Genomic DNA, 19,055 nt, shown 5'->3' on the forward strand with positions numbered 1-19,055 from the left:
TGGAGCGTGGGTAGAATCCGGATAGAAGAAAGGCGCATCCGAGGATGCGCCTTCTCGTAACTGGCGGAGCGGACCGGGCTCGAACCCGCGAGCCCTGGTACGACAGACCGGTTGGAACCGATCCCGCTACCGCTCCGCTGCCAAGCCAGGCATGACCCCGACCCGGATAAACTCAATGAAACTTAGTTAACGGCGTCTTTCAGTGCTTTACCGGCCTTGAAGCCTGGCTTCTTGGCAGCAGCGATCTGCAGAGCCTGACCAGTCTGTGGGTTGCGACCGGTACGAGCTGGACGATCGGTAACGGCGAAGGTACCGAAACCAACCAGAACAACGGAGTCGCCAGCCTTGAGAGCACCAGTGATGGATTCGATTACAGCGTCCAGCGCGCGGCCAGCAGCAGCTTTCGGGATATCAGCGGATGCAGCGACAGCATCAATCAATTCCGACTTGTTCACTCTAAGTCCCCTTATATCTATTTGAGATGATTCTAAGTTTTTTTGGTGAAAGCAAAAACGAGTGCTGAATGGCCTACAGACACTTAAGAGCCGCTTTATAACAAGGGCTCTAAAAAACTGTCAAGGAAGCCCCCCAGGCAAATGCGTATTAATGCGTGCTAATTCTTTCCTTAGAGTCAGACTCTCGCTTCTCATCTTTCGCGACAATCTCCGGAGCCACATCCGGCAAGGGCTCCGGCGCGTATTGCAGCGCAATTTGCAGGACCTCGTCAATCCATTTAACCGGTTTGATCTGAAGATCCTGCTTGATATTGTCAGGAATTTCTTTCAGATCGCGCACATTCTCTTCTGGAATGATCACGATCTTGATCCCGCCGCGGTGTGCCGCCAGCAGTTTTTCTTTCAGCCCGCCAATGGCCAGTACCTGCCCACGCAGGGTGATTTCACCGGTCATGGCAACGTCGGCACGCACCGGAATGCCGGTCAATGCCGATACCAGGGCCGTGCACATGCCTACGCCGGCGCTGGGGCCGTCTTTGGGCGTAGCCCCTTCAGGCATGTGGATATGCGTGTCGCGCTTCTCATGGAAGTCCAGGGGAATGCCCAGGCTCCGGGCGCGGCTGCGAACGACCGTCTGCGCCGCGGTGATCGATTCGACCATCACATCGCCCAGGGAACCGGTCTTGATCAGCTGGCCTTTGCCCGGTACGACGGCGGCTTCAATGGTCAGTAACTCACCACCGACCTGAGTCCACGCCAGGCCGGTCACCTGACCGATCTGATCCTGCTGCTCGGCCAGGCCGTAGCGGAATTTGCGCACGCCCAGGAAGTGCTCCAGCAGGTCTGAAGTCACCTTGACCGCAAAGCGTTTTTCCAGCGCGTGTTCCTTGACCGCCTTGCGGCAGACCTTGGCAATCTGCCGCTCCAGGCCCCGCACACCGGCTTCGCGGGTGTAGTAACGGATGATGTCGCGAATCGCTTCCTCGTCGAATTCCAGCTCGCCTTTCTTCAGGCCGTTGGCCTGGATCTGCTTCGGCGAGAGGTACTTGACGGCGATATTGATCTTCTCGTCCTCGGTGTAGCCCGGCAGACGAATCACCTCCATACGGTCCAGCAACGCCGGCGGGATGTTCATGGAGTTGGAGGTGCACAGGAACATCACGTCCGACAAGTCGTAGTCGACTTCCAGATAATGATCGTTGAAGTTGTGGTTCTGCTCCGGATCGAGCACTTCGAGCAACGCAGAGGCTGGATCGCCACGCATATCGCTGCCCATCTTGTCGATTTCGTCCAGAAGGAACAGCGGGTTGCGCACGCCGACCTTTGTCATCTTTTGAATCAATCTTCCTGGCATCGAACCGATGTAGGTACGGCGATGACCACGGATTTCCGCTTCGTCGCGTACGCCGCCGAGGGCCATGCGCACGAACTTGCGATTGGTGGCGTGGGCGATCGACTCCGCCAGGGAGGTTTTACCGACCCCGGGAGGACCGACCAGGCACAGCACCGGACCACGGATTTTCTTCACGCGCTTTTGCACGGCGAGGTATTCGAGGATACGTTCCTTGACCTCCTCCAGGCCGTAGTGATCGGCGTCGAGGATGTCCTCGGCACGGGCCAGGTCCAGGCGCACCTTGCTCTGGGCCTTCCACGGCACCTGCACCAGCCAGTCGATGTAGGAGCGCACCACGGTGGCTTCAGCGGACATCGGCGACATCTGCTTGAGCTTGTTCAGCTCGGCCTGGGCCTTGGCGAGGGCATCCTTGGGCAAGCCAGCGGCATCGATGCGCTTTTTCAGCTCTTCGATTTCGTTATGGCCTTCGTCGCCGTCGCCCAGCTCTTTCTGAATGGCCTTCATCTGCTCATTCAGGTAGTACTCGCGCTGGCTACGCTCCATTTGTTTCTTGACGCGACCACGAATGCGCTTCTCGACCTGCAGCAGATCGATCTCGCCGTCGAGCAATGCCAGCACGTGTTCGACACGGGCGGACAAATCGATGATCTCGAGGATTTCCTGTTTCTGTTCGATCTTGAGCGCCATGTGGGCGGCCATGGTATCGACCAGCCGGCCGGGCTCATCGATGCTGTTGAGCGACGACAGGACCTCGGCCGGCACTTTCTTGCCCAACTGTACGTACTGCTCGAACTGCGACAACAGGCTGCGGACGAATACCTCTGACTCACGCTCGGGTACGTCGGCTTCTTCGATCAGCGATACTTCGGCGCGGCAATGGCCGTTCACTTCGCTGAAACGCTCGACCGCCCCGCGCTGCTCGCCTTCGACCAGGACCTTGACGGTACCGTCGGGCAGCTTGAGCAATTGCAGGACCGTTGCAATGGTACCTACGCGATAAAGCGCGTCTTCACCAGGATCATCGTCAGCAGGATTTCTCTGGGCCACCAGCAGAATCTGCTTGTCACCCGTCATCGCGGCCTCGAGGGCTTCGATGGACTTCTCGCGCCCCACGAACAGCGGGATAACCATGTGCGGATATACCACGACATCGCGCAATGGCAAGAGAGGCAATTCGATGGTTGTCTTCATGATTTCGCCTCAACGGCGGCCACAAGGCCGGAAACAGATGGAAGTAAGCTTGAAACCAAGATGGGGGCAGCCTTGAAAAAAAACAAGCGCTAAGGGCGTGATGCCTGTCAGTTAAGAGAAATTAAGTCGAACAGCCTGTGGCGAGGGAGCTTGCTCCCGTTGGGAGGCGCAGCCGCCCCGTCCCCAAAAACAGGGCCGCTTCGCGCCCCCGCCACGACTGCTCCAGTAGTCACGTAATGCGACTTGAAAAGCGGCCAAAGCAAAGGGGCCCGAAGGCCCCTCCTTTGTTCCGGCAGCAGGACGCTTAGGCGTCCGGTGCAGCCTTGGCAGCCGGCTCACTGTTTTCGTAGATATACAGTGGCTTGGACTTGCCTTCTATGACACTTTCGTCGATCACGACTTTACTCACCTCGGACTGCGAGGGGATTTCGTACATCGTGTCGAGCAATACGCCTTCGAGAATCGAGCGCAACCCACGGGCACCGGTCTTGCGCTCCAGGGCTCGCTTGGCCACCGACTTCAGCGCGTCGGAACGGAACTCCAGGTCTACGCCTTCCATTTCGAACAGCTTGGCATACTGCTTGGTCAGGGCGTTCTTCGGTTCGGTGAGGATCTGCATCAACGCAGCCTCATCCAGCTCGTCCAGCGTCGCCAGGACCGGCAGACGTCCGACGAATTCCGGAATCAGGCCAAACTTGACCAGATCGTCAGGCTCGACTTCACGCAGGGACTCACCGACCTTCTTGCCCTCTTCCTTGCTGCGCACTTCTGCATTGAAGCCGATGCCGCCGCGCGTGGAACGGTTCTGGATGACCTTCTCCAGACCGGAGAACGCACCACCGCAGATGAACAGGATGTTGCGAGTGTCGACCTGCAGGAACTCCTGCTGCGGATGCTTGCGACCGCCCTGGGGCGGAACGGAAGCGACCGTGCCTTCGATCAACTTGAGCAAGGCCTGCTGCACGCCCTCACCGGATACATCCCGGGTGATGGACGGGTTGTCGGACTTGCGGGAAATCTTGTCGATTTCATCGATGTAGACAATACCCATCTGGGCCTTTTCGACATCGTAGTCGCACTTCTGCAACAACTTCTGAATAATGTTCTCGACATCCTCCCCCACGTAACCCGCCTCGGTGAGGGTGGTTGCGTCGGCGATGGTGAACGGAACGTTCAGCAAACGGGCCAGGGTTTCGGCAAGCAGGGTCTTACCCGAGCCTGTCGGGCCGATCAGCAGGATGTTGCTCTTGCCGAGTTCGACCTCGTCATTCTTCTTGTCACGTTGGTTGAGGCGCTTGTAGTGGTTGTAAACCGCTACGGCCAATACCTTTTTCGCGCGCTCCTGACCAATTACATACTGGTCAAGGATGCCGCTGATTTCTTTAGGCGAAGGCAACTTATGCGCGCTGCTTTCGGCCTGGGCTTCCTGCACCTCCTCGCGGATGATGTCATTGCACAGGTCGACGCACTCGTCGCAAATGAAGACCGAGGGGCCGGCAATCAATTTGCGTACTTCATGTTGGCTTTTGCCACAGAAAGAGCAATAAAGCAGTTTGCCGTTGTCCTCGCCGTTGCGGGTGTCAGTCATTCGATCGATCCAAATCCGATAGGCTTGCAACACAAGATGAAGGCAATTGCGGGCTTTTTCAAGCCCGCAGGCGGCCGGTCATCCCAACCACCTGCATTTTGAGTGGCTCAGGCAGGCATCTGACGCTTGTTGATCACGGAGTCGATCAGGCCATATTCGGCCGCACGCTCGGCGCTCATGAAGTTGTCACGCTCGGTGTCTCGCTCAATGGTTTCGAGGCTTTGACCGGTGTGATGAGCCAACAGCGAGTTCAAACGCGAACGAATGTGGAGGATTTCCTTGGCATGGATGTCGATGTCCGACGCCTGGCCCTGGAAGCCGCCCAATGGCTGGTGAATCATCATGCGCGAGTTAGGCAGGCAATGACGCTTGCCCGCTGCGCCGCCGGCGAGCAGGAATGCGCCCATGCTGCAGGCCTGGCCGATGCAGATGGTGGAAACATCCGGCTTGATGAATTGCATGGTGTCGTAGATCGACATGCCTGCAGTCACCGAACCGCCAGGGGAGTTGATATAAAGATGGATATCCTTGTCCGGGTTTTCCGCTTCAAGGAAGAGCAGTTGCGCCGCAACCAGGTTGGCCATGTAGTCTTCAACGGGCCCGATCAGGAAGATGACGCGCTCCTTGAGCAGACGCGAATAGATGTCATAGGCACGTTCGCCACGGGCGGACTGCTCGATAACCATCGGGACCAGACCGCCTGCGGCCTGGATGTCAGAGCTCTGCTGATAAAAAGAATTGCGGGACATGTCTCGCAGTCACTCCCAAATAGTTATGTCTTGAATACGCATAAGCCAGCGCGAAGGCTGGCTTATGGTGTGTATTTCTTACCGCAGAACAATCAATCGGCTTGTGGAGCTTCCACCGGCTTGACCGCTTCTTCGTAAGAGACCGCTTTATCGGTCACGCTAGCTTTCTGCAGAACAGTATCCACAACTTGTTCTTCGAGCACAACCGAACGGACTTCGTTCAGTTGCTGGTCATTCTTGTAGTACCAGGACACGACTTGCTCAGGCTCCTGATAAGCCGACGCCATTTCCTGGATCAGCTCGCGAACGCGGGCTTCGTCAGGCTTGAGTTCGTATTGCTTGACCACTTCAGCAACGATCAGGCCCAGTACGACACGACGCTTGGCTTGCTCTTCGAACAGCTCGGCCGGCAGTTGATCAGGCTTGATGTTGCCGCCGAACTGCTGAACAGCCTGCACGCGCAGACGGTTCACTTCGTTCTCCAGCAGGGCCTTCGGCACTTCGATCGGGTTGGAAGCGAGCAGACCGTCCATGACCTGGTTCTTGACCTTGGACTTGATGGCCTGACGCAGCTCACGCTCCATGTTCTTGCGAACTTCGGCGCGGAAACCTTCCAGACCGGTTTCCTTGATGCCGAACTGGGCGAAGAACTCTTCGTTCAGCTCAGGCAGCTTAGGCTCGGAAACACTGTTTACGGTCACGGTGAACTCGGCGGCTTTGCCGGCCAGGTCCAGGTTCTGATAGTCCTCTGGGAAGGTCACGTTCAGCACGCGCTCTTCGCCGGCTTTCGCGCCGACCAGGCCATCTTCGAAGCCCGGGATCATGCGACCGGAGCCCAACACCAGCTGGGTGGCCTTGGCGGAACCGCCAGCGAATACTTCACCGTCGACCTTGCCGACGAAATCGATGTTCAGCTGATCTTCGTTCTGGGCAGCGCGATCGGCCACTTCGAAACGGGTGTTCTGCTTGCGCAGGATGTCCAGCATCTTGTCCAGGTCGGCATCCGACACGTCAGCGCTCAGGCGCTCGACGGCAATCGACTCGAAACCGGCAACGGTGAACTCGGGGAACACTTCGAAAGTGGCGACGAATTCCAGGTCCTTGCCTTTTTCCAGCACTTTAGGCTCGACCGATGGCGCGCCGGCCGGGTTCAGTTTCTGCTCGACCACGGCTTCGTAGAACGAAGACTGGATCACGTCGCCCACGGCTTCCTGGCGCGCATCAGCTTCGTAACGCTGACGGATCACGCTCATTGGCACCTTGCCTGGGCGGAAACCTGGGATTTTGGCCTTTTGGGCAGTCTGCTGCAGACGCTTGTTGACCTGAGTCTCGATGCGCTCAGCCGGCACGGTGATGCTCATGCGGCGCTCAAGAGCAGTAGTATTTTCAACAGAAACTTGCATGGATATTCCTCGTTGCACAGACGTTGGCCGGGCGTTTTCCGACCCCAGAATCAAGGGCATGCATTCTAGTAGGTCAAACTCAAGAAGTCACCCTACTGAAAATGGCTGGAAAACAGGCGCCGGCATTGGGAGCGAGGCAAACGGTCATGCCTCGCCCGGATTGCAAATACAGCCGATCATTCCAGAGGCTCTGCACCAACGCTTCTATATATAGAAGCGTAAACCTGCACCTCCCCGGCACTCGAGTTCCGCCAGGAGACCGACGGGCATACCGCGCATCATCGCGAAACACAATCGCAACAACCCATCGCCAAAACCTGCCGCGAAACAAGACCGGCAACAAACCACCTGAATGCCGAAAACAAAAACGGCGCAGCCCTCTTCAGGTACTGCGCCGTTTTCTGCTATTCAAATAGCGACTTGTATGGTGCGGACGGAGAGACTCGAACTCTCACACCTTTCGGCGCTGGAACCTAAATCCAGTGTGTCTACCAATTCCACCACATCCGCGTATCAAGCTTTTAAAGCAAAGGCGCCAGATTTTTAGATCTGGCGCCTTTCTAGAATATGGGGTGGACGATGGGGATCGAACCCACGACAACGGGAGTCACAATCCCGTGCTCTACCAACTGAGCTACGCCCACCATATTGCCTTGTTGCGTTACTTGTGCCAAAGCTGCCTAATGGCGCACCCGGCAGGACTCGAACCTGCGACCATCCGCTTAGAAGGCGGATGCTCTATCCAGCTGAGCTACGGGCGCCTTTTTAATCTGTATTCTTTGACGATTACAAACTAAGTGCTTTCAGTTTTGCCGAGTTGAAACAACCAACTCCGCTCCACCTTCTTAACCAGTGCTAGGCTGTGCCCGACAAGTGCGACGAATGTTATAGACGGCCTGATAGGTCGTCAACTCTTTTTTAAAAAAAATTCATTTAATTAAAGGGGTTAGGGGAATTTGCAGACCAAGCGCCTTTGCCCTCACGCCTCGGCATGCGAGAATGCGCTCTCTTTTTTTCCCCTCTCGATGGTTAACCACGCGCAATGACTGCACAACTTATCGACGGCAAATCGATCGCCGCCAGCCTGCGCCAGCAGATCGCCCAACGCGTCACCGAGCGTCGCCAGCAAGGTCTGCGCACGCCGGGTCTCGCGGTGATCCTGGTCGGCAGCGATCCCGCCTCTCAGGTTTATGTCTCGCACAAGCGTAAAGACTGTGAAGAGGTCGGCTTCCTTTCCCAGGCCTACGACCTGCCTTCCGAAACCACCCAGCAAGCGCTGGCCGATCTGATCGATCGCCTGAACGATGACCCGAACATCGACGGCGTCCTGCTCCAGTTGCCTTTGCCTGAACACCTGGACGCCTCCAGACTGCTGGAGCGCATCCGTCCGGACAAAGATGTCGACGGCTTCCACCCTTATAACGTCGGTCGCCTGGCCCAACGCATCCCGCTGCTGCGCCCCTGCACGCCCAAAGGCATCATAACGCTGCTGGAAAGCACCGGGGTGGACCTTTATGGCCTCGATGCCGTCGTGGTGGGCGCGTCTAACATCGTTGGCCGGCCGATGGCCATGGAACTGCTGCTGGCCGGCTGCACCGTGACCGTGACCCACCGCTTCACCAGGGACCTGGCCAGCCATGTCGGACGCGCCGACCTGGTGGTCGTGGCCGCCGGCAAACCCGGCCTGGTCAAGGGCGAGTGGATCAAGGAAGGCGCCATCGTCATCGACGTGGGCATCAATCGCCAGGACGACGGCAAGCTGGTGGGCGACGTGGTCTACGAGACCGCCCTGCCCCGCGCCGGCTGGATCACACCGGTACCTGGCGGCGTGGGCCCGATGACCCGGGCCTGCCTGCTGGAGAACACGCTGTACGCGGCCGAGACGCTGCATAGCTGAGTCTCCCGGCAAAAGCGAAACCCTGTTGGTGGGAGCGAGCCTGCTCGCGAAGCGGTGTGTCAGTCAGCCATGAATCGCTGACACGCCGACTTCGCGAGCAGGCTCGCTCCCACATTGCTTTGCACCTTCTTTCATTAAACTTTATTTATTCTCGAGGCCCAGCGGTACAGGCATGTAGCGCTGTTGTCGCCCATACTCATAAAATGCAACGCTTTTTTCCAAAGCCGTTGCTGAACGGCCTCTTCAATTCTATCGAGTCTATTCGCGTGAAAATCCGTCTTTCGATTCTCAGCCTGTTCATCGCTTTCTCAGGCGCGCTTATCACGCAGAACATCAACGCCCAGGAAACCATCGCAGCCCCACGAGACACGTCAAAACTGCAAGTCGCTTCCGGCAGCGCGATGTTGTTGGATCTGCAGACGGATAAAGTGGTTTATTCGAGCAATCCGGATGTAGTGGTCCCCATCGCATCGGTGACCAAACTGATGACCGGATTGATTGTGCTGGACGCCAAGCAGAACCTGAACGAGTACATTTCCATCACCATCGCCAACACGCCGGAAATGAAAGGGGTGTTTTCCCGGGTCAAGCTCAATAGCGAACTGTCTCGTCGCGACGTGTTGCTGATTGCACTGATGTCCTCGGAAAACCGCGCCGCCGCCAGCCTTGCGCATCACTATCCGGGTGGCTACGCAGCCTTCATCGCCGCCATGAACGCCAAGGCCAAGGCATTGGGCATGACCAGCACCCACTATGTCGAGCCGACCGGTTTGTCGATCCATAACGTTTCCACCGCCAGGGACCTGACCAAGCTGTTGATCGCCGCTCGCAAATACCCCCTGCTGAGCGAGTTGAGCACCACCAAGGAAAAAACCGTCACCTTCCGCAAGCCGGTTTACAGCCTCGGCTTTCGCAACACCGACCACCTGATCCACAAGGACAACTGGGATATCCAGTTGACCAAGACCGGCTTCACCAACCAGGCCGGTCACTGCCTGGTGCTGGTGACGAAGATGGGCAATCGTCCGATGGCCCTGGTTATTCTCGATGCCTTTGGCAAATACACCCATTTCGCCGACGCCAGCCGGATTCGCAGCTGGGTGGAAACGGGCAAGAGCTCCAACGTTCCGGCGGTGGCCATGCAGTACAAGGCGGCGAAGAACCTCAAGAGCCGCCAGAGCGGTGTGGTCGAAGCTTCGAAATAAGCAGTGCTGCGCACTCAAGCTTTACCGTAACCCCTGTGGCGAGGGAGCTTGCTCCCGCTTGGGTGCGTAGCGCCCACAAAAAGGGCCGCTGCGCAGCCCAGCGGGAGCAAGCTCCCTCGCCACGGATCACCGCATATTCTTGAATGAACAACACCCGACCCGTCGGGCTTTCTTTCGCTCAATGCTTCAGGTCACCGAGCGGATCATAGGCCTTGGCCCGTGATTCGCCGTGCTTGTCTTTCTCATCACGAGGGGCCTTGGCCGGCCCTATCGGATCGACTTGCGGATCATCGAGATCCGGGGAATCCGGATCGAATCCCAGCTCATCGTCAGCGGACGAATGCTCGGAAGAATGGGGCCCTGAGGGCGTTTTCGACTGTGCCATACCTGCCTCCTTGAATCATGGCCCGGACAGTCCGGGCCATGACGATAAGAGTTTCAGGCGTGCCGGGTCGTGCCCGGCAGGTGACGAACGGGGCAGGCCATCAGTGCGCTGCACCCAGGGTCTTGGTGGCGCGGGCCGCCGCCTGCTCCTGCCCTGCCCCGGCCAGCTCGTCCGCCGCTTTCAACCAGCGCTGCGGGTTGACGTTGGCTGGCAGCTGCGTCGGCCGCTGGAGCAGTACCGCCCAGCCGCCGGAATCCTTGAAGGCCGACTCGAACCCACTGAAGCTCATCAGCAGCCGCCGGTTCATGCCCGAACGCAACAAGACCGTGCGCTTCTGTCGGTTATAGCCGGCCAGAATCCCGTACCGAGGCCCACCCCATAATGCCGTGCCTTCGGTGTAGCGCAGCAACACCGGGTTACCCGCGGCGACCTGCTCCAACAATGCGGACAATTCACTGTCGAGGGGGTACACCACCAACCCGTATTCTCGCGCCAGGGTTTGCATATTCTGCTGCAAACCGGCCTCACCACCTGGCAGGTGCAAGGGTTTCTCCAGCAACCCCGGGGTAATCACCGTACCTTGCGCGGTCAACACGGCAGCCAGGGATTGCGGGGCGCCCTGGTACATATCGCCGCGATAGAACGGCACGCTGTTGAGTTCCACCCGTTCGGGCAGGCGCTGGATCTGCGGCGACACGCTGCCCGCGCATCCGGCCAGGACCGCCAGGCAGGCCGTCGCGAATACCAGTGATCGAAAAGAGGGAATGACCGGCAACATGATGAGTCTCTAGTTCAGGTACCCGATGAACGGGCCAGGCTTGGGCCGTCGATCATAAAGCGCCCACTGGCCTGGGTATAGCCTTAAACAGCAGTCTTGCTGCCGCGATAGAACGAACCGCTCCGTCGCCGATGACCGCGAACGACTGCCTGCAACACTTGAACGACTAGACTGTCCATTGAACTGAGAGCGTTTGCCCCGGACCGGGGCTGAGGGAGGCCCGCATGAGCCTGACAACGACAATCCTGATGCTGGTGTTCGGCTGGCTGAGCGTAGCGACAGCCATGCTGTGGGGCGTACTGCGGATTACCCGTCGCCATCATCATCCATCCCCATCGCGCACGGAAAAGCCCAAAGAGTCCAGCCGACGCCACGCCGCCGTGCACTGATCGTCACGTTCTTCAAAAAAACCAAACCAAAAAAACCGCCCGGGCTGAACCCGGGCGGCTTTTGCATGCCTGCAATCAGGCTTCGTTGCCCAACGCCTTTTGCCGGGCGCGACGGGCCATCATATTCAGCACCTCAATCGCAGCCGAGAACGCCATGGCCGCGTAGATGTAGCCCTTGGGCACATGGGCACCGAAGCCTTCGGCGATCAGCGTCATGCCGATCATGATCAGGAAGCCCAGCGCCAGCATGACCACCGTCGGGTTGTTGTTGATGAAGCGGGCCAGCGGCTCGGCCGCCAACAGCATCACCAGTACCGACACCACCACCGCGATGATCATGATCGGCAAGTGTTCAGTCATGCCCACGGCCGTGATGATGCTGTCGATGGAGAACACCAGGTCGAGCATCAGGATCTGACCGATAGCGGCGGCAAATCCGAGGGTCACGCCAGACGTGGCCGTCTTGGGATCGTTTGGCGCGGGGTCCATGCTGTGGTGGATCTCGGTGGTGGCCTTCCACAGCAGGAACAGACCGCCGGCGATCAGGATCATGTCCTTCCAGGAGAACGCCTGGCCGAGGATTTCGATGACAGGCTCCGTCAACTGCACGATGAACGCGATGGTGCTCAACAGGCCCAGGCGCAGGATCAGCGCCATGCCGATCCCGATCCGCCGCGCCTTGGCACGATGCTGTTCAGGCAGCTTGTTGGTCAGGATCGAAATGAAGATCAGGTTATCGATGCCCAGCACGATTTCCATGACGACCAGGGTCGCCAGGGCGATCCAGGCAGTGGGGCTGGCAGCGAGTTGTAAAAGATAATCCATGGGTCAGTCCTGGCTCGATGTGACGGGGTCAGATGGCTTGGGTGGAGGATTCAGCTTTATCAGCGTCCTCCTTCGGTTCTTTCTTGGGGCTGATCAACCCGCCAGTGGCGTCGTTCAGTGTCTGCTCGGCAGCCTTGTGGGTATCGTCGATGGCTTTTTTGGCCGCGTCGACCGCTTGTTCCTTCAACTGCTGGGCCAATTGTTCAGCACTTTTCTCAGCCTGTTCACAACCCACCAGTGCCATTGCGGACATCGCCAGAAGGGCTGCAAGCCCCAGGGATTTGTACGTCATGAATAGAAGCCTCTGTAGAAAGACGGAGCCTGAAGATGGCTCACCAATGGCCAGGGATTCTAGAGACGTCGATACTTCAGGAAAATTCGTATTTTCAGCGGCTATACTTCGGTTTTTTACGAAGCCAAGTGAACCCATGCTCAATTATCGGCAACTGCATTACTTCTGGGTCGTAGCCAAGACAGGCAGCATCGTACGGGCGTGCGAGCAGTTGAACCTGACCCCGCAGACCATCAGCGGGCAGATTTCCCTGTTCGAGCAAACGTATAACATCAAATTGTTTCGCCGCGTCGGACGACAACTGGAACTCACCGAAGCCGGTCGCCAGACGCTGCCCTACGCCGAGCACATGTTCCAACTGGGGGGCGAGCTGGAGCTGATGCTCCGGGCCCAGCCCAACGAACAGCAGACGCTGTTCCGGGTCGGGGTGGCGGACGTAGTGCCCAAGTCCATCGTCTATCGACTGCTGGCGCCGACCATGGAACTGAGCAAACCGCTGCGCGTCACCTGTCGCGAGGACAAACTCGAACGGCTGCTGGCGGACCTGGCGATCCAGCGCCTGGACCTGGTGATTTCCGACAGCCCGATGCCCAGTCACCTGGACATCAAGGGCTACAGCCAGAAACTGGGGGAATGCGGCATCAGTTTCTTCGCCACCGCCGCACTGGCCGAACGCTACGGGGAGGATTTTCCCCGCGGCCTGCAGGATGCTCCCCTGCTGATCCCCGGCCCCGAAACCGTAGTTCGCAGCCGCCTGCAACGCTGGTTCGCCGAGCAGCAGATCCAGCCGCGCATCGTGGGTGAGTTCGACGACAGCGCGTTGATGCAGGCCTTCGGTCAGTCAGGCAGCGGCATTTTCATCGGCCCGAGCGTGATCGCCGAAGAAGTGAAGCGCCAGTACGGCGTGCAGGAGATCGGCCAGACCGACGCGGTGAGCGAGTCGTTCTATGCCATCTCCGTGGAGCGCAAGGTCAGCCACCCGGGCATCGTCGCGATTGCCGAAGGCGCACGGCGCGAGTTGTTCCATTAAGCGTGAACGGGGCGGGGCTTGAACGTCATCAGCAGCAGCGCCAGCAGGATCGATATGAGGATGAACCCGGCCGCCGCAAAACCGACGCTGCCCAGGCCCAGCGTATCGATGACCCGCCCGCCGACCATCGCCCCCAGGCCAATGCCCAGGTTGGCGCCAGCGATGTTCAGCGACGCGGCGAAGGCTGGCGCCTCCGGGGCGGCCTTCATCAGTCGCACATGACTGACCAGGAACAGCGCGGCCTGGGTCACGCCCCAGATCGCCATCGCCGCGGCCAGCCACAGGGTGGAATGAATGCTCGGCACCAATGCCACCATGCCGCCGATCATGAACAGGCAGAACACCATCGACGCGATCAGCGGATGCCGGTCCACCGCTCGACCACCCAGGGAGTTGCCCACCAGCCCCACGGCGCCAAACCCCATCAGGCACCAGCCCACCAGCGTGCCATCGAACCCGGCGAGACGCTCGAGGATGTCGGCCAGGTAGGTGTAAGCGGTGAACATGCCGCTGAATACCAGGATCGACAACAGCACGTGGCCTTGCATCAACGGGCTGCGCAGGATCTTGAACTGCGAGCGGAAGCTGACTTGATGCAAGTGCAGGTTCGTCTTCGGCAGGTAGATGAACAGCAATAGCGCCTTGGCGAAGGCGATGACGGCGAGGATCGCGAAAGCACTGCGCCAGCCGAACGCATCGGAAACCAGCGTTCCCACCGGGATCCCGAATACCGTGGCGCAGACAATGCCGAAGCCGATCCGGGCAATGGCCCGTCCGGCATGCTGCGGCCCGACGATGTCCACCGCCGTTTCGCTGGCCAGTGCCCAGAACACCGGCAGGCCGAGCGCCGGGATCAACCGGGCAATGGCCATGACCCAGATATCGGGGGCAACGGCCGCCAATGTGTTGGCCAGGCCGAACATCAGCAGTACGCTGATAAACAGTCTGCGCCGTTCGAAACGGGCAAACCAGGCTGTCAGGAATGGCCCGAACGCCGCCACCGTAAACGCGAACAGCGTCACCAGCAATCCGGCCTGGGGAATGCTGACGTGCAAGTCGCGAGCGATGGATGGCAGCAGGCCAACAATGATGAATTCCGTGGTCAGCACCGTGAAACCGGCGGCCGACAACAGGAAAATGGGTAACAACATGCAGAACTCCGAGAAAACGACAACACCAGCGTTGGCCTGAGGGCCCGCTGGAGGAAGAGAGAGAGGTGAGAGAACCAAAGCCTAACAGAATGTGGGCCACAGACAAATGTGCTTAAACACCTGAGTGACGGATCGTCACAGGTCCGTCAGATTCTTTACCGGGCTGTGCTAAAGTCCGCGACCCGCAAACATCGAACATTTCTTCCGGTCCCGCTCACGTGGCCTGCCCGCTTGTTGCCCTGAACGCGGACCGTTGCCCACAACAAAAAACACATGGATAGCCGTATGACTGCTTTATCCCCTTCCCTTTTGCAACGCTTCAAACGCACCAGCCTGGTGACGCAAATCGTCATCGGCCTGATCATCGGTATCGCCCTGGCCTGGCTGGCGCCGGACGTGGCGAAATCCACCGCATTCATCGGCAAGGTCTTCGTCTCCGCCCTCAAGGCGGTCGCCCCCATCCTGGTGTTCGTACTGGTCATGGCTTCGATCGCCAACCATAAACAAGGCCAGGAAACCCATATCCGGCCGATCCTGTTCCTGTACCTGCTGGGCACTTTCGCAGCGGCGGTGGTTGCAGTGGTTGCCAGCACCCTGTTCCCCTCCAGCCTGGTGTTGTCCGCCCAGGACGTGGCTGTCACCGCTCCCGGTGGCATCGGCGAAGTGCTGCAAAGCCTGCTGCTCAGCGTCGTGGATAACCCGGTCCGGGCGCTGACCGACGGTAACTTCATCGGCATCCTGGCCTGGGCCATCGGCCTGGGGATTGCCCTGCGCCACGCCGGCGAAACCACACGGACCATGCTCGACGACCTGTCCAACGGCGTGACCGCGATCGTGCGCCTGGTGATCAGCTTCGCCCCGCTGGGGATCTTCGGGCTGGTTGCCTCGACCCTGGCCACCTCCGGCTTCGGCGCCCTGCTCGGTTACCTGCACCTGTTGACCGTGCTGATCGGCTGCATGCTGTTCGTCGCACTGGTGGTCAACCCGCTCATCGTGTTCTGGAAACTGCGGCGCAACCCGTATCCGCTGGTGTTCACCTGCCTGCGCGAAAGCGGCATCACCGCGTTCTTCACCCGCAGTTCAGCGGCCAACATTCCGGTGAACCTGGAACTGAGCAAACGCCTGGGCCTGCACGAGGATACCTACTCGGTATCGATCCCACTGGGCGCGACCATCAACATGGCCGGCGCCGCCATCACCATCACTGTGCTGGCCCTGGCTGCGGTGCATACCCTGGGGATCGTGGTGGATGTTCCGACAGCGGTCCTGCTGAGCGTCGTCGCGGCCATTTGTGCCTGCGGCGCGTCCGGCGTGGCCGGCGGCTCGCTGCTGCTGATCCCCCTGGCGTGCAGCCTGTTCGGTATCCCGAGTGAGGTCGCCATGCAGGTGGTTGCCGTGGGATTCATCATCGGCGTGCTGCAGGATTCTGCGGAGACGGCGTTGAATTCGTCCACCGATGTGCTGTTTACCGCGGCGGCTTGCCTGGGTGAGGAAGAGCGGCTCGCGCGTACGGCATAACCGTTGCGGTGGGTGCACCATCGTCATCGCGAGCAGGCTCGCTCCCACAGGGGCCAGCGGTAACCACGGAACCAATGTGGGAGCGAGTCTGCTCGCGATAGCGGCGGTATATCCGCCGAGGACAAACCACAAAAAAGCCCGGAACGGCTCACACCGTCCCGGGCTTTTTCATGGCTGCGAGCTTAGAACGCGCCCATGTAGTCGCGCTTGCCCACTTCCACACCGTTATGACGCAGCAGCGCATAGGTGGTGGTGACGTGGAAGAAGAACTGCGGCAGGCCGTAGGTCAGCAGGTAGTTCTGACCGGTGAAGCGTTTTTCCTTCGGCGTGCCCGGACGGGTGACGATCTCGATGTTTTCCTTGCCATCGACCTGCTCGGGGCGGATGCCGTCGATGAAGGCCAATACCTTGGTGATCAGGGCTTGCAGCTCGGCGAAGGTGGTTTCGCTGTCGTCATATTTCGGCACTTCAATCTCGACCAGGCGAGCGGACACGCCCTTGGCGAAATCCACGGCAATCTGCACCTGACGCACCAGCGGGAACATGTCCGGGTACAGGCGGGCTTGCAGGAAAGCGTTCGGGTCGATGTTTTTCGCAGTCGCGTGGGCTTCGGCCTTGTTCAGGACGTCGCTCATGGCGTTGAGCATCTGCTTGAAAACCGGGATGGATGCGGCGTACAGAGAAATAGTCATGGCGATCTCATGCAGGTGAAAGGAAGGAACACAGCAACGGAGGCGATTATAGCCACGGCTTTGTTGCACACCTTGTCTTTTATTGCGCAAGGATTAGGCTAGGCGGCTTCACAGCATAGGGGACGCGCGATGAGCATCGAAGAACAAGGCCAGGCCGAAGAACCACGGCTCAACAGCACGGAAATCCGCATCCTCGGTGCCCTGGTGGAAAAACAGGCCACCAACCCGGAAACCTACCCACTGACGCTCAACGCCCTGGTATTGGCCTGCAACCAGAAAACCAGCCGTGAACCGGTGATGAACCTCACCCCGGGCCAGGTCGGCCAGAGCTTGCGGGCGCTGGAGGGGCGCGGCTTTACCAAACTGGTCATGGGCAGCCGCGCCGACCGCTGGGAGCATCGGGTCGACAAGGCCCTGGAACTGGTACCGGCCCAGGTCATCCTGATGGGCTTGTTGTTCCTGCGCGGTCCGCAAACGGTCAACGAGTTGTTGACCCGCAGTGGCCGCATGCATGACTTCGAAGACACCGACCAGGTGTTGCATCAACTTGAACGCCTGATTGCCCGTGGGCTGGCGCTGTTGGTGCCACGCCAGGCCGGGCAGCGGGAAGACCGCTATGTCCATGCCATGGGCGACCCGGCGGACATAGAGGCGATCCTCGCCGCCCGCCAGCACCCGGTGGAACGCGGTGCCGGCAGCGGCGTCTCGCTGGAACGCATCGAAGAACTCGAAGCGCGGATCGCGGCGCTGGAGGAACGTCTCGCGCGTCTGGAATAGGCCCTACGCGGACCGGGCAAACGCCACGGCTTTCTTGAACTGTTCCAGGCTGGGCCGCACGCCGGTGTACAGCACGAACTGCTCCAGGGCCTGGATCGCAACCACCTCCAACCCGGTGATGATCCGTTTGCCCTCAGCCCGGGCACGCACGATCAGCGGCGTTTCCGATGGAATTGCCACCACGTCGAACACCGTCTCGGCTGCGGCGATAGCATCGGGCTCGAACGCCAGCTGATCGGCTTCCGGCCCTCCGGCCATGCCAATCGGTGTGACATTGATCAGCATCCGCGGCCGCTGCTCACCCAGCTCGGCTTGCCACTCATACCCCAAGGATTCGGCCAAGGCCCGCCCGGCGGCTTCGTTGCGGGCGACGATCAGCCCTTGCTGGTAGCCGCCATCACGCAGGGCGCTGGCCACGGCCTTGGCCATCCCACCGCTGCCGCGCAGGGCAAAGGTCGAGTCCCGGGGCACGGCATGGGTCTGCAGCAATTGGGCGACCGCGATGTAATCGGTGTTGTAGGCCTTTAAATGGCCATCGGTGTTGACAATGGTGTTGATGGACTGGATCGCGGCGGCGGAGGCGTCCAGTTCATCGACCAGGGCAATACAGGCTTCCTTGAACGGCATCGACACCCCGCACCCGCGGATGCCCAAGGCGCGGATACCGCCGACCGCACCGGGCAAGTCCCGGCTGCTGAAGGCCTTGTAATAGAAATTCAGGCCCAGTTGCTCATACAAGTGATTGTGAAAGCGCAGGCCGAAATTCCCGGGGCGCCCCGACAGCGACATGCACAATTGGGTGTCTTTGTTGGGATTGATTTGCATGTTATTTCCTTGCATTCACTTTCTGACAAACGGGATCGCCGCCCGCCTGACCTTACACAATATTTACCCAACGGCGCTGCAAATCCTGGGAAAATCGTTGTCAGAGCAAGTACCCCCGTGACCTTTCAGCGGTCTGTTACAAACGGGGCCAAACGAGGAACCACCATGAATCGTAAACTCCCTGTCATCGCCCTGCTCGTGGGGGCACTCGCGGTCACCGGCCAGGCATCCGCCCATGGTCGCGGTGGTTGGGAGGGTCCCGCAGTGTTTGGTGCAATCGTCGGCTCGGCTATTGTCGGCTCGGCGCTCATCAACCGTGACCGGCCGGTGTACGTGCAACAACCGGTCTACGTCCAGCCGCAACCGGTTTATGTGCAGCAGCCCCCACCAGTCTATTACGAGCCACAGCCGGTGTACGTCGAGCGGCCTATCTACTATCGCCCGGCACCGGTGTATTACGGGCCACCACGGGGCTACTACTACGGCCCGCCTCACGGCCATTACGGTCGCTGGTAACCGAACAGAAAAACAGCCTGTAATCCTCGATCACA

General features: G+C 59.4%; 19 protein-coding genes and 3 tRNA genes. 7 read left to right on the forward strand and 15 right to left on the reverse strand.

The genetic code is table 11. From position 1 onward, the window contains the following. Positions 1 to 182: 182 nt before the first annotated feature. From N005_RS25695 to N005_RS25730, 8 genes are all read right to left on the reverse strand, one after another. Positions 183 to 455 (reverse strand): HU family DNA-binding protein, encoded by a 273-nt coding sequence (locus N005_RS25695; RefSeq protein ID WP_047703756.1) that lies wholly within the window; start codon positions 453 to 455, stop codon positions 183 to 185. Positions 456 to 603: 148 nt separating this feature from the next. Beyond that, positions 604 to 3,000 carry an endopeptidase La gene (gene lon, locus N005_RS25700; RefSeq protein WP_047703757.1) on the reverse strand — a complete coding sequence of 799 codons (2,397 nt, stop codon included), beginning with the start codon at positions 2,998 to 3,000 and terminating at the stop codon, positions 604 to 606. 304 nt (positions 3,001 to 3,304) lie between these two features. Further along, positions 3,305 to 4,588 (reverse strand): ATP-dependent Clp protease ATP-binding subunit ClpX, encoded by a 1,284-nt coding sequence (gene clpX, locus N005_RS25705; protein ID WP_024778305.1) that lies wholly within the window; start codon positions 4,586 to 4,588, stop codon positions 3,305 to 3,307. A gap of 107 nt (positions 4,589 to 4,695) precedes the next feature. Continuing rightward, positions 4,696 to 5,337 (reverse strand): ATP-dependent Clp endopeptidase proteolytic subunit ClpP, encoded by a 642-nt coding sequence (clpP, locus tag N005_RS25710; RefSeq protein WP_003183177.1) that lies wholly within the window; start codon positions 5,335 to 5,337, stop codon positions 4,696 to 4,698. 92 nt (positions 5,338 to 5,429) lie between these two features. Further along, positions 5,430 to 6,740 (reverse strand): trigger factor, encoded by a 1,311-nt coding sequence (tig, locus tag N005_RS25715; RefSeq protein WP_041021204.1) that lies wholly within the window; start codon positions 6,738 to 6,740, stop codon positions 5,430 to 5,432. Positions 6,741 to 7,165: 425 nt separating this feature from the next. Next, positions 7,166 to 7,250 (reverse strand) — tRNA-Leu (locus N005_RS25720). A 58-nt stretch (positions 7,251 to 7,308) separates the two neighbouring features. Next, positions 7,309 to 7,384 (reverse strand) — tRNA-His (locus tag N005_RS25725). Between the two features lie 40 nt (positions 7,385 to 7,424). Then, positions 7,425 to 7,501, reverse strand: a tRNA-Arg gene (locus N005_RS25730). Between the two features lie 281 nt (positions 7,502 to 7,782). Here N005_RS25730 and folD point away from each other — a divergent pair. Both folD and pbpG read left to right on the forward strand, forming a co-directional pair. Continuing rightward, positions 7,783 to 8,637 carry a bifunctional methylenetetrahydrofolate dehydrogenase/methenyltetrahydrofolate cyclohydrolase FolD gene (gene folD / locus N005_RS25735; RefSeq protein WP_047703758.1) on the forward strand — a complete coding sequence of 285 codons (855 nt, stop codon included), beginning with the start codon at positions 7,783 to 7,785 and terminating at the stop codon, positions 8,635 to 8,637. 266 nt (positions 8,638 to 8,903) lie between these two features. Next, a complete protein-coding gene (gene pbpG / locus N005_RS25740) occupies positions 8,904 to 9,842 on the forward strand; it encodes a D-alanyl-D-alanine endopeptidase (protein ID WP_047704164.1) in 939 nt (312 codons plus the stop codon). Between the two features lie 178 nt (positions 9,843 to 10,020). Here the strand turns inward: pbpG and N005_RS25745 are convergent, their stop codons facing one another. Together N005_RS25745 and N005_RS25750 are read right to left on the reverse strand one after the other, a co-directional pair. Continuing rightward, positions 10,021 to 10,227: a DUF6021 family protein gene (locus N005_RS25745; RefSeq protein WP_047703759.1), complete on the reverse strand. Its 207-nt coding sequence runs from the start codon at positions 10,225 to 10,227 to the stop codon at positions 10,021 to 10,023. A 100-nt stretch (positions 10,228 to 10,327) separates the two neighbouring features. Further along, positions 10,328 to 11,005 carry a lipoprotein gene (locus N005_RS25750; RefSeq protein WP_047703760.1) on the reverse strand — a complete coding sequence of 226 codons (678 nt, stop codon included), beginning with the start codon at positions 11,003 to 11,005 and terminating at the stop codon, positions 10,328 to 10,330. 224 nt (positions 11,006 to 11,229) lie between these two features. Here N005_RS25750 and N005_RS29510 point away from each other — a divergent pair, with 224 nt between their 5' ends. Further along, positions 11,230 to 11,394 (forward strand): hypothetical protein, encoded by a 165-nt coding sequence (locus N005_RS29510; RefSeq protein WP_162843611.1) that lies wholly within the window; start codon positions 11,230 to 11,232, stop codon positions 11,392 to 11,394. 75 nt (positions 11,395 to 11,469) lie between these two features. On the opposite strand, the gene N005_RS25755 is transcribed toward N005_RS29510, so the two are convergent. Beyond that, positions 11,470 to 12,219: a TerC family protein gene (locus tag N005_RS25755; protein ID WP_047703761.1), complete on the reverse strand. Its 750-nt coding sequence runs from the start codon at positions 12,217 to 12,219 to the stop codon at positions 11,470 to 11,472. A gap of 28 nt (positions 12,220 to 12,247) precedes the next feature. Next, entirely contained in the window at positions 12,248 to 12,511 is a 264-nt protein-coding gene (locus N005_RS25760) for a hypothetical protein (RefSeq protein WP_047703762.1), read from the reverse strand. A 136-nt stretch (positions 12,512 to 12,647) separates the two neighbouring features. On the opposite strand from N005_RS25760, the gene nhaR reads away from it, so the two are divergent. Beyond that, positions 12,648 to 13,541, forward strand: coding sequence for a transcriptional activator NhaR (nhaR, locus tag N005_RS25765; RefSeq protein ID WP_047703763.1), 894 nt, complete (start codon positions 12,648 to 12,650; stop codon positions 13,539 to 13,541). Here the strand turns inward: nhaR and N005_RS25770 are convergent. Continuing rightward, entirely contained in the window at positions 13,538 to 14,692 is a 1,155-nt protein-coding gene (locus tag N005_RS25770; protein ID WP_047703764.1) for an MFS transporter, read from the reverse strand. The genes nhaR and N005_RS25770 overlap by 4 nt on opposite strands. A gap of 285 nt (positions 14,693 to 14,977) precedes the next feature. Here N005_RS25770 and sstT point away from each other — a divergent pair, with 285 nt between their 5' ends. Beyond that, complete coding sequence (gene sstT / locus N005_RS25775; RefSeq protein WP_047703765.1) at positions 14,978 to 16,210, forward strand: serine/threonine transporter SstT; 1,233 nt, start codon at positions 14,978 to 14,980, stop codon at positions 16,208 to 16,210. Positions 16,211 to 16,392: 182 nt separating this feature from the next. Here sstT and N005_RS25780 read toward each other — a convergent pair whose 3' ends face one another. Further along, positions 16,393 to 16,902: a DUF1993 domain-containing protein gene (locus N005_RS25780; protein WP_047703766.1), complete on the reverse strand. Its 510-nt coding sequence runs from the start codon at positions 16,900 to 16,902 to the stop codon at positions 16,393 to 16,395. Positions 16,903 to 17,031: 129 nt separating this feature from the next. Here N005_RS25780 and N005_RS25785 point away from each other — a divergent pair, with 129 nt between their 5' ends. Beyond that, positions 17,032 to 17,679, forward strand: a complete 648-nt coding sequence (locus N005_RS25785; protein ID WP_047703767.1) for a YceH family protein — start codon at positions 17,032 to 17,034, stop codon at positions 17,677 to 17,679. A 3-nt stretch (positions 17,680 to 17,682) separates the two neighbouring features. On the opposite strand, the gene N005_RS25790 is transcribed toward N005_RS25785, so the two are convergent. After that, positions 17,683 to 18,504 carry a shikimate 5-dehydrogenase gene (locus N005_RS25790; RefSeq protein WP_047703768.1) on the reverse strand — a complete coding sequence of 274 codons (822 nt, stop codon included), beginning with the start codon at positions 18,502 to 18,504 and terminating at the stop codon, positions 17,683 to 17,685. A 165-nt stretch (positions 18,505 to 18,669) separates the two neighbouring features. On the opposite strand from N005_RS25790, the gene N005_RS25795 reads away from it, so the two are divergent. Beyond that, a complete protein-coding gene (locus N005_RS25795; RefSeq protein WP_047703769.1) occupies positions 18,670 to 19,020 on the forward strand; it encodes a hypothetical protein in 351 nt (116 codons plus the stop codon). The last annotated feature ends 35 nt before the right edge of the window (positions 19,021 to 19,055 follow it).

It is taken from the genome of Pseudomonas mediterranea CFBP 5447, from assembly GCF_000774145.1.
Classification (GTDB): Bacteria; Pseudomonadota; Gammaproteobacteria; order Pseudomonadales; family Pseudomonadaceae; genus Aquipseudomonas; species Aquipseudomonas mediterranea.

Coding starts and splice junctions, on each gene's coding strand:
- lon (WP_047703757.1), bottom strand. CDS start 3,000: ATGAAGACAACCATCGAATTGCCTCTCTTGCCATTGCGCGATGTCGTG.
- clpX (WP_024778305.1), bottom strand. CDS start 4,588: ATGACTGACACCCGCAACGGCGAGGACAACGGCAAACTGCTTTATTGC.
- clpP (WP_003183177.1), bottom strand. CDS start 5,337: ATGTCCCGCAATTCTTTTTATCAGCAGAGCTCTGACATCCAGGCCGCA.
- tig (WP_041021204.1), bottom strand. CDS start 6,740: ATGCAAGTTTCTGTTGAAAATACTACTGCTCTTGAGCGCCGCATGAGC.
- folD (WP_047703758.1), top strand. CDS start 7,783: ATGACTGCACAACTTATCGACGGCAAATCGATCGCCGCCAGCCTGCGC.
- N005_RS25745 (WP_047703759.1), bottom strand. CDS start 10,227: ATGGCACAGTCGAAAACGCCCTCAGGGCCCCATTCTTCCGAGCATTCG.
- N005_RS25750 (WP_047703760.1), bottom strand. CDS start 11,005: ATGTTGCCGGTCATTCCCTCTTTTCGATCACTGGTATTCGCGACGGCC.
- N005_RS29510 (WP_162843611.1), top strand. CDS start 11,230: ATGAGCCTGACAACGACAATCCTGATGCTGGTGTTCGGCTGGCTGAGC.
- N005_RS25755 (WP_047703761.1), bottom strand. CDS start 12,219: ATGGATTATCTTTTACAACTCGCTGCCAGCCCCACTGCCTGGATCGCC.
- N005_RS25760 (WP_047703762.1), bottom strand. CDS start 12,511: ATGACGTACAAATCCCTGGGGCTTGCAGCCCTTCTGGCGATGTCCGCA.
- nhaR (WP_047703763.1), top strand. CDS start 12,648: ATGCTCAATTATCGGCAACTGCATTACTTCTGGGTCGTAGCCAAGACA.
- N005_RS25770 (WP_047703764.1), bottom strand. CDS start 14,692: ATGTTGTTACCCATTTTCCTGTTGTCGGCCGCCGGTTTCACGGTGCTG.
- sstT (WP_047703765.1), top strand. CDS start 14,978: ATGACTGCTTTATCCCCTTCCCTTTTGCAACGCTTCAAACGCACCAGC.
- N005_RS25780 (WP_047703766.1), bottom strand. CDS start 16,902: ATGACTATTTCTCTGTACGCCGCATCCATCCCGGTTTTCAAGCAGATG.
- N005_RS25785 (WP_047703767.1), top strand. CDS start 17,032: ATGAGCATCGAAGAACAAGGCCAGGCCGAAGAACCACGGCTCAACAGC.
- N005_RS25790 (WP_047703768.1), bottom strand. CDS start 18,504: ATGCAAATCAATCCCAACAAAGACACCCAATTGTGCATGTCGCTGTCG.
- N005_RS25795 (WP_047703769.1), top strand. CDS start 18,670: ATGAATCGTAAACTCCCTGTCATCGCCCTGCTCGTGGGGGCACTCGCG.